Here is a 7,172-nt window from a genome sequence, read left to right as displayed (position 1 = left end):
AGCAAAGCTTTTCTCTTGATTTTTTAGAAAGAGGAACATTTACTGAATATCCCTAATGAGAAAATCTTCTCATAGTAATGAGTATTTTTTCTCATAGCAGTGAGAATAGTTTGATGTTTGTACTTCCCTATAAATTCTCTATTTCTTTAAGCCACATAGCTGAATTGGCATCACTAGGCATCCTCCAATCCCCCCGTGGACTAATAGAAATACTTCCTACTTTAGGTCCGTCCGGTAAGCAAGAACGTTTGAACTGCTGATTGAAGAAACGACGGAAGAAAGTGGAAAGCCATTTCTTGATGGTTTCTTCATCATACATATCTTTGAATGTCGTTTTTGCCAAATAGAATATCTTGGAAGGCCGGAAGCCGAAACGTAAGAAATAATATAGGAAGAAGTCGTGCAGTTCATAAGGACCTACCAAATCTTCTGTTTTCTGTTTAATTTCTCCGTTCTCATCCGCCGGAATCAATTCCGGGCTAATAGGAGTGTCTACAATATCAAGCAAAGTAGCTTTCGAGTTTTCGTCCATACCGTTTTCTGCCACCCATTGTACTAAATATTTCACAAGTGTTTTGGGAACACTCGCATTTACCCCGTACATGGACATGTGATCGCCGTTGTAAGTAGCCCATCCCAATGCAAGTTCGGATAAATCCCCTGTGCCGATAACCATTCCCCAAGTCTGATTGGCCACATCCATTAGTATTTGTGTACGTTCGCGCGCTTGCGAATTCTCGTATGTAACGTCATGTACATTCATGTCATGTTCGATGTCCTTAAAATGTTGGATGCAGGCATCTTTAATACTAATTTCACGGATGGATATACCTAATGATTTCATTAGATCGATCGCATTATGGTAGGTGCGGTCAGTCGTTCCGAAACCCGGCATCGTGATTCCGAGAATACCTTTCCGGGATAATCCCAGTTTATCGAAGGTCTTCACGCAGACGAGCAGTGCCAGTGTTGAGTCTAGTCCGCCTGAAATACCCACTACAGCTGTTTTGGCTCCGGTGTGAACTAATCTTTGTGCTAGTCCGGCCACTTGGATAGAGAATATTTCTTCGCAATGTTCATTTAGCTCAATTCCTTGTGGTACGAAAGGATGGGCATTGAACTTCCGGGTTAAGGTCAGTTCTTTGCTGTTGACAAATTCTGTTGCGATAGAAACCGCCTTCTTGTCTCCTAAATTTGCCTGATTAGCGGCGAAGGTAGTATTTATTCTGCGTTCTGCCCGGATGCGTTCCACATCAATTTCGCTGATAATCAGTTGCTCTTTCATACTGAAACGTTCGCTGCGTGCAAGCAGTGAACCGTTTTCATAAATCAGCCCATTACCGGCAAAAACCACATCGGTAGTAGATTCTCCAAAGCCACAAGACGAGAATACATATCCGGCAATACAACGTGCAGATTGTTGGCTGATGAGAGAACAAAGATAATTGTTCTTTCCAATGCCTTCATTATCAGCAGACATATTGAACAGAATTTCTGCTCCTTGCAGTGCCAATGAGGAACTTGGAGGTATAGTAGACCAAAGGTCCTCGCATATCTCAATGCCAAAAGTCGTATCTGAAGTCTCAAAAAGCAGATTTGCACCTATGGGAACGATTTGTCCACACAAGCGTACGTTGTTTGTAGTCAACTGAAGCGCTGATGTGAACCAACGTTGTTCGTAGAATTCTTTATAATTCGGCAGATAGGTCTTGGCTGCAACTCCCAACACTTTCCCTTTCTGAATCACTACGGCTGCATTGATAACTGTCGAATTGACAACGACAGGCATGCCAACAATAGAAATGATATCTAATTGACGGGTGTTATTCAGAATTTGCATCAGCCCCATTTCTGCTTCTTCCAGCAAAAGTTGTTGTCCGAATAGGTCACCACAAGTATATCCGGTGATACTCATTTCCGGGAAAATAATGATCTGCACTCCTTTTCCTTCAGCCACTGCAATCAGACTTTCTATCTTCTCTACATTGAATTTACAGTCAGCCACTTTTACGTGTGGCACGGCTGCAGCTACTTTTACAAATCCGTAGTTCATCTTATACCTTATTTATATATAATGAGTGCAAAAATAGGAAATAGTTTTGAATAATTATCTTTTCTATATTGAATCCTCTTAATAAGCTATTTTGTATGAGTTGTGATGTTGTTATTTGAGTAATTAAAGTAACTGTCAAAATGAACGTTTATATTCAACTATCATTGAAATATGTTGTGGATTTATTTTCATTTATGGGTTTGTGTACTTAAATATGTATCAAAAAGATATAAGTGGAAATTTGGTATAAAATATGCGACATATTGTTTCTTTTATTTAAATATAATATATATATTTGTAGCCGAAATAGAACAATATTAGAAGTGTATAACACCTAAACAGAACAAGTGATATTAGTGTTTAATTTATAACTTAAGAGAGCAGATGGTCATACATTTAATTCACACAGCAGTAACACGAAAAATCTATTTGGATATTTGGCGCAATATTAAGAATTTGCCAAGTTAGTCTATTCCTATTCTATATTTATAGATAATAATAGCCTGTCCCAAGTCGGTGCAGAAAATGCATAAACCGATTTTGGGAAAGGAGTGTATTATTCTACGCGAAGACTGCGTATTCCTTATTGTAGATAAATCTATAAAAATAAATCAATTTCATTAATTTAAAATCAAAGTATCAAAGATGAGAAAATCAATTCTCTTGTTTGTACTCTTTACTCTGACAAGTATCCCCCTGTTGCTTTTTGCACAGGGTGGATATCAGGTAACGGGACACATTATTTCGGCGGAAGACAATCAGCCGATGATTGGTGTGTCTGTTTTGGAGAAGGGTACGACGAACGGAGTAATTACCGATATGAATGGTAATTACAGTATCACAGTGACGAAATCCCCTGCTATTTTGCAGTTTTCTTACATTGGAATGAAAACGATGGAAAAGCAGGTGTCTGCTGCCACTCGCATGAATCTGAAGATGGAGAGTGATGCACAAATGGTAGAAGAAGTAGTGGTTGTTGCCTACGGTGTACGTAAGAAAGGTACGATTGCAGGTTCTGTATCTACGGTAAAAGCTGAAAAGATGGAAGATGTTCCTGCTCCGAGTTTCGATCAGGCACTGCAAGGGCAGGCACCGGGATTAATGGTGCTTTCTGAATCAGGTGAACCCAGTAAGGCAGCAACTTTTCGTATTCGCGGAACAAATTCAATTAATTCGGGGAAAGATCCTCTTTTTATATTGGATGGAGTGGCTATTTCAAGTTCAGATTTCAACACGATTAGTCCTAATGATATTGAGAGCATTTCAGTGTTGAAAGATGCTTCTTCTACTTCTATCTATGGCGCACGTGCTTCTAATGGCGTGGTAGTAATCACTTCCAAGCGTGGACGTATGGGGGAAGCTGCCAAGATTACTTTCCGTACACAACTAGGTTTTTCCCAATTAGCTTCAAAGGACTGGGATCAGATGGATACGAACGAACGTATTCAGTTTGAAAAAGAAGTGGGATTGGATAAAGGACAGGATTACGAGAAATTAAGTAAGATAAATATCAATTGGCTGGATAAGGTATACAATGACAAAGCACCCTTGCAGAATTACGAGTTATCAGTAAATGGTGGTACGGAAAAGTTAAATTATTATGTTTCGGGAAGCTATTATGATCAGGATGGTATTGCAGTAGGTTCTACATTTGAGCGTGTTAACTTCCGTGCCAATGTGGAGGCGAAAGCTAATAAATGGTTGAAAATAGGAACGAATACAATGTTTACTTATCAGGAGGTAGAACAGAGTGATGATGGTGAATATGCATTGTGGGCTCCTATTTCCGCATCTTTTTTCATGTTGCCTTACTGGAATCCTTATAAGGAGGATGGAAGTCTGGCTCTTCAGGATGACGGCAGTTGGAAAGGAACGACGGAGAATCCGTTAGCATGGATGGAAAACAATCCGTTATCAAATAAGAAGTATAAACTTTTATCTACTTTCTATGCTGAAGCTACACCTATAAAGAATCTCACAATTCGTTCACAACTAAGTGCAGATTATGGTCATACTACTTCTTTTTATCGAAGTTTTCCGAGTTATAAGCCAAATAATAATTATGGAGGTGCCCAGCGTAGTTCGTATGATATGCTTAATCTGATGATTACAAATACGGCAAACTACCGTTTTATGTTGAATGATGTTCATTCATTCAACTTTATGGTTGGGCAGGAAGGAGTCGATTATCATTATGAAGGTTTTCAGGTTACGACTCGTGGACAGACAAATGATATTTTGACAAACTTGTCTTCCGGTTCTACCGCTTCATCATGGGGAGATCCCGTTACGGAATATTCTTTTCTCTCTTTTTTTGGTCGTGGTGAATATAATTATGATGATCGTTACTATGCTGACTTTTCGGTTCGTGGGGATGGATCTTCCCGTTTCGGAACAGATAAACATTGGGGAGCTTTTTGGTCAGTCGGGTTTATGTGGAATCTCCGTAAGGAGAAGTTCATGCAAAAATATAAATGGCTTACTAATGCGCAAATAGCGATTAATACCGGTACATCGGGCAACTCTTCTATTAATAACTATGAACATTTGGCTTTAGTTTCCGGTGGATATAAGTATAACAATGAATCAGGTATTGCTATTTCCCAGTTGGGAAATGAAGAATTAAGTTGGGAGTCTACATGGGCTACTAATGTGGCACTGCATTTAGGTTTTATTGATCGTATAAATTTGGATGTGGAGTTTTATAATAAGAAAACTACTAATATGTTGATGGCAGTTCCCATTTCTTACACAACTAGCGGTTTTGGAACTCGTTGGGATAATGTGGGAGCTATGCGAAACCGTGGTGTAGAAATTAATGTCAGTGCAGACGTACTTCGCATCAAAGACTTTACATGGAATGTGAACGCCAATGTTTCATATAATAAAAATGAGATAACCGAGCTTTATAATGGGATAACAGAATATGTAGCCTCTGATACTGGTAGAATGGTTGCGGTAGGTCATCCGTTAGGTGAATTTTATCTGAACCGTTATGCAGGAGTCAATCCTACTAATGGAGATGCTTTATGGTATACCAAAGACGGTGAAATTACTACAGAATATAATGAAAATGACAAAGTGATGCTGGGTAAGACACATGAAGCTCCTTGGCAAGGTGGTTTTGGTACTACACTTTCTTGGCAAGGATTTTCACTTTCCGCACAGTTCACGTGGGTGGCCGATCGCTGGATGCTTAACAATGACAGAGTTTTTCAAGAGAGCAACGGACTGTTCAGTGCCTACAATCAGTCAAAACGTATGCTTTATGATCGATGGAAAAAGCCGGGAGATGTGACTGATATCCCTCGTTATGGAGTTACTCCTCAACTAGATTCACGATTCTTGGAAGATGCTTCTTTCCTGCGTCTGAAAAATTTAATGCTTAGCTATACATTCCCACAGAAATGGTTGCAGCGGACTAATTTTTTAAGTAGTGCCCGTATTTATGCGCAGGGACAGAATTTGTTGACATTTACAAGTTTTACAGGGATGGATCCGGAGTCTACCTCCAATGTGTATAAGGCTCAATACCCTATGTCCCGTCAGTTTACATTCGGACTGGAAGTTTCATTCTAAAATTAATCAGTGATGATAAGAAAAATAAAATTATATATAGTTTTAGTTGCGGTATTGCTTTCGGCATCTTCCTGTCTTGATAAATATCCGCAAGATGCAATTCCGCAAGAAGAGGCTATTAAGACAGTGAGCGATGTACGCCAAGCTTTGGTCGGTATTTATGCACAGTTTAAAAATGCCAGCCTATATAGCGGATACTTGACTTTATTGCCTGATATTCAGACGGATCTGGTATACGCTGTTAAAGGATATACAAATATCTATGGTGATGTATGGCGTAATGAAATATTAGCTATCAATAAACAGGTGGAATATGTGTATGGTGGCTTGTATACTGTCATCGGACGTTGCAATTTTGTTCTTGATAACATTGCTGCTGTAGAGGCCAACACTTCAGATGATGAACAACTGGACAAGTTGGATACCTATAAAGGTCATATCTATTTTGCCCGTGCGCTGGCTTATTCAGAACTGTTGAAGTGTTTCTGTAAAGCTTATGAAAGTGACGAAGAAGCTGCCAATGAACTGGGAGTTGTACTGCAGTCCAGCTACGTTAATCCGGGACCTGTAAAACGTGCTTCTTTAAAAGATTCGTATCAGTTTGTATTGGATGATTTGGCTAGATCGGCCGAATATCTGGCTACGGATGATGACACTGAGGTTATTTATAATTCTGCATATTTCACGATTGGTACAGTCAATGCTTTATATGCTCGTATGTACCTGTATATGCGGAAGTGGGAGAAAGCTGTTGAATATGCTACTAAAGTAATAGATAGTAAGAAATATATATTAGCTGATGCAACCAAGCATAGTTATTCGGTTACTTATAATGATTTTGCATACATGTGGCAGTATGATAATTCTACTGAAATCATTTGGAAAGTAATGTTTGAGGTAAATTCCTATGGAGGGGCATTAGGCACTGTATTCCTCAATTATGATTATACATCTTATAAACCGGATTATGTACCAGCTAAATGGGCATTGGATACCTATGCCAATGCTGATTTACGCTATAATGCTTATTTCGCTACGGCAACGACCGGATTTTCTCATGGGTTGACTTGGCCTCTTTTGGTTAAATACATGGGAAATCAGGATTTTATAAGCCAAAGATTGCTGTGTGTATCCATGCCGAAACCGTTCCGGTTAGCGGAACAATATCTGATTCGTGCAGAGGCTTATTGCCGGATGGGAGCATCTTATTATGGAAAAGCAGGAATTGATATTTCTACTTTACGTATGGCTCGTTATTCTTCTTATGGTGGCTCTACTACGCTTACAGAAGAAAATTGGTTTAAAACTGTCAGTGAAGAACGTATGAAAGAACTCTTTATGGAAGGTTTCCGTCTTAACGACTTGAAACGTTGGCATGAGGGATTTGAACGTAAAGAACAAACTTCGACTATCTCTCCGGGTAATACGTTGAAGTTAGAGAAAGACGATCCTCGTTTTGTATGGCCTATTCCACAACATGAGTTGGATGCTCCTGGCGTGGATCTAGCACCTAATGAAAGCAATAAATAATGTATAAAGA

The 7,172-nt window shown here is 39.2% G+C and carries 3 protein-coding genes; 2 read left to right on the top strand and 1 reads right to left on the bottom strand.

All coding sequences use genetic code 11. From position 1 onward, the window contains the following. Window positions 1-127: 127 nt before the first annotated feature. Entirely contained in the window at window positions 128-2,053 is a 1,926-nt protein-coding gene (locus KTR06_RS19005) for an NAD(+) synthase (RefSeq protein ID WP_004310818.1), read from the bottom strand. Window positions 2,054-2,698: 645 nt separating this feature from the next. Between KTR06_RS19005 and KTR06_RS19000 the strand changes: the two genes are divergently transcribed. Beyond that, the gene (locus KTR06_RS19000) at window positions 2,699-5,632 is read left to right on the top strand and encodes a TonB-dependent receptor (RefSeq protein WP_117809097.1); all 2,934 of its coding nucleotides are present in this window, start codon (window positions 2,699-2,701) and stop codon (window positions 5,630-5,632) included. A 12-nt stretch (window positions 5,633-5,644) separates the two neighbouring features. Beyond that, complete coding sequence (locus tag KTR06_RS18995; protein ID WP_008643286.1) at window positions 5,645-7,162, top strand: RagB/SusD family nutrient uptake outer membrane protein; 1,518 nt, start codon at window positions 5,645-5,647, stop codon at window positions 7,160-7,162. Window positions 7,163-7,172: the final 10 nt, after the last annotated feature.

Origin of the sequence: Bacteroides sp. MSK.20.12, from assembly GCF_019052435.1 — a bacterium.
Taxonomy (GTDB): domain Bacteria; phylum Bacteroidota; class Bacteroidia; order Bacteroidales; family Bacteroidaceae; genus Bacteroides; species Bacteroides xylanisolvens.
The sequence above is the reverse complement of the archived record's forward strand: the minus strand, read 5'-3'. Positions and strand labels throughout refer to the sequence as shown.

Excerpts from the sequence above, each read along its gene's own strand:
- KTR06_RS19005 (WP_004310818.1), bottom strand. The coding sequence starts at position 2,053 with ATGAACTACGGATTTGTAAAAGTAGCTGCAGCCGTGCCACACGTAAAA.
- KTR06_RS19000 (WP_117809097.1), top strand. The coding sequence starts at position 2,699 with ATGAGAAAATCAATTCTCTTGTTTGTACTCTTTACTCTGACAAGTATC.
- KTR06_RS18995 (WP_008643286.1), top strand. The coding sequence starts at position 5,645 with ATGATAAGAAAAATAAAATTATATATAGTTTTAGTTGCGGTATTGCTT.